Annotated in this window: 2 protein-coding genes; both read left to right on the forward strand. The window is 69.3% G+C overall.

What is annotated here, in order from left to right:
* The coding region (locus QHF85_RS49595) for a hypothetical protein (RefSeq protein WP_281334561.1) at positions 1 to 495 on the forward strand (495 nt) is incomplete at its 5' end.
* Between the two features lie 73 nt (positions 496 to 568).
* Complete coding sequence (locus tag QHF85_RS49600; RefSeq protein ID WP_281334562.1) at positions 569 to 2743, forward strand: hypothetical protein; 2175 nt, start codon at positions 569 to 571, stop codon at positions 2741 to 2743.
* Positions 2744 to 2893: the final 150 nt, after the last annotated feature.

A 2893-nucleotide genomic window follows, 5' to 3' on the forward strand; every position in this document is an offset into this window, starting at 1 on the left:
AGCGCGTCGAGCGGCGGCTCGGGCGGCGCGGGCGGCGCGGGCGGAGGAATGGTCGGCACGGGCGGCGCGAGCGGCGCGGGCGGCAGCATGATGGCCGGCTCGGGCGGCGCGGGTGGCGGAATGGGCGGCGCGGGCGGCGCGGGCGGCGGCAATTATGCGAGCTGTGAAGAATGCACGGCCGCCGAGACGGGCGCGCCCGCGAACGAGTGCAAAGCGGAGTGGGATGCCTGCATGGCCTGGAAGACGTGCGTCAGTTTGTACAACTGTACACAGAATGCCACGCCGAACGGCCCGGGCCCTTGCGACAACACCCAGGCCGGGGCCTGCTGCGTGTGGTTCTGCCAGGAGATGGCCCTCGACGAGGAGGCGGTGACCCGTTTCCGGGCGCTCGACGATTGCCTGCGTTGCAAGACCTGCGCGGGGCTCTGCGAGACGACCGACACCTACTGTCCCGTCCTCGAGCCGGGCGGCGGCACCTCGGCCTGCATCCCGTAGCCCGGCTCCCGCGCCGTCGCGGCGGCGACAAACGCCGGTTGACGCCGCCGTGGAGCGATGCTGGAGCGTACCCATGCGCTCTGCCTCCGGCCCGCTCCGGCTCTTGCCTCACCTCGTCCCGCTCGTCCTCCTCGCAGGTTGCGCGGGAGAACCCCCGATGCCGGCCGAGCCGCCGCCGCAGTGCGCCCCCGAGCCGCCGTCCGCCGTCACGCGCCCTTCGTCCGAGCCCTCGCTGACCGCCGCGCCGCCCGCGCCTCAGGCGGCCCCCGTGGATCTCGGCGCCCTCGAAGCGGAGCTCGTCGCCAAGCACGGCGAAGCCGCGCGGCCCCGGATCAAGCGGGGCCTCGCCCAGGTCGCGTCCCTCTGGCGCGCGGAGGACGGCAATCTCGCCGCGTTCGCGCGCGAGCAATTCCTCTCGGATCCGGCGGCGATCGACGCGACGTTCGCCCGACTCGAAGGGTTGATGGAGCAGCTCGAAGGGCACCTGCACGAGATGGGGCGCGCGCTCCGATTCTCCACGGACACCGACACCGGGCCGCTCTTCCCGCTCGACCCGCTGCTCGCGAGCTACGAGCCCGCGGCGCACCTCTACGAGGATCTGTTCAAGGCGCGGATCGCGTTCATCGCATTGCTCAATTTCCCGCTCTCGGACCTCGCTACGAAGAACGCCGAGGGCGAGCGCTGGAGCCGGCGGCGCTGGGCCGAGGATCGGCTCACGGGGCGCTTCGCGATCCGCATTCCCGGCGAGATCGCCCAGGAGATCGCGCGCGCGAACACCGAAGGAGACCTGTACATCTCCGATTACAACGTCTGGATGCACCACCTGGTGAACGAGAAGGGAGAGCGTCTCTTCCCTGCAGGGCTCCGACTCATCAGCCACTGGAATCTGCGCGACGAGCTCAAGGCCGATTACGAGGATCCGCGCGGCCTGGAAAAACAGCGGATGATCGTGCAGGTGATGGAGCGGATCGTGACGCAGACGATCCCGGCCGCGGTCATCGACGATCCGCGCGTCGACTGGAACCCGTTCACGAACGAGGTCCGCCTCGCGCCCGCCGCGGAGGTCGAGCCGTCCGCGCCGAAGCGCGCGCCGATCACGACAGCGTCCGCGAGCCCCGAGCCGTTCGTGCGCTACGAAAAACTGCTCGCCTCGTTCCGGGCGTCCCGGCGGGCCGATCCGTACTCGCCGATCGCGAATACGGCGGTGAAGCGTCGATTCGAGCTCGGCCGCGAGATCGGCGAGGACCGCGTGCGCGCGCTGTTCCTCGAGATCCTCGGTTCGAACACGATCCCGAAGGTGGCGGCCGAGATCGAGCGCCGGCTCGGTCGCAAGCTCGGGCCGCAGGATCTCTGGTATGCGGGCTTCAAGGCGCGCGGCGGCAAGACGGAGGCCGAGCTCGACGCGATCACGCGCAAAAAGTATCCCGACGCGAAGGCGTTCTCGGCCGACATCCCGCGGATCCTCGTGGATCTCGGTTTTCCGAAGGACCGGGCGAAGACGATCGCCGAGCGAATCGCGGTCGATCCGTCGCGCGGCGCGGGGCACGCAATGGAGCCGCGGCGCCGCGGGGACAAGGCGCGCCTCCGGACGCGTATCGAGAAGGACGGGATGAACTACAAGGGATACAACATCGCCGTCCACGAGCTCGGGCACAACGTCGAGCAGGTCCTGTCGCTGTACGACGTCGACCACACGCTGCTCGCGGGCGTGCCGAACAACGCATTCACCGAGGCGCTCGCCTTCACGTTCCAGGCGCGGGATCTGGAGCTCGTCGGCCTGCAGAAGACGACGGCCGCGTCCGATCGGGATCGGGTGCTCGGCGAGCTCTGGTCGGCGTGGGAGATCGCGGGCGTCGCGCTCGTCGAGACGGACGTCTGGCACTGGCTCTACGAACACCCGGAGGCGACGGCCGAGGAGCTCGGAAAGGCCACGGTGAAGATCGCGAAGAAGTACTGGAACCAGTATTATGCGCCAGTGCTCGGATCGCCAGACTCGGCGCTGCTCGCAATTTATTCGCACGCGATCTCGACGCCGCTCTACCTGCCAGATTATCCGCTCGGCCACCTCATTGCGTTCCAGATCGAGGAGCACGTCCGCAAGCAAGGCAAGCTCGGGCCCGAATTCGAGCGGATGTCGAAATACGGGACGGTGCTGCCGGATCTGTGGATGAAGCACGCGACCGGGGAGCCGATCAGCGCGGGGCCCTTGCTCCGGGCGGTGGAAAAGGCGCTCGCGGGGAAGCCGTAGGCGGCTGGGCTCCTCGAAGGCGCTTCGCTGGGGCTTTGCCCCAGGCCCCACCCGGGGCTGTCCGCCCCGGGACCCGGACCAGCGCAAGCGCTGGACTCGTGGTCGATGAACTGCGCTCCGCGCAGTTCATCGAACGGGCCAGGTCAAGAC

It is taken from the genome of Polyangium sp. 6x1, assembly GCF_029946515.1.
Taxonomy (GTDB): Bacteria; Myxococcota_A; Polyangia; order Polyangiales; family Polyangiaceae; genus Polyangium.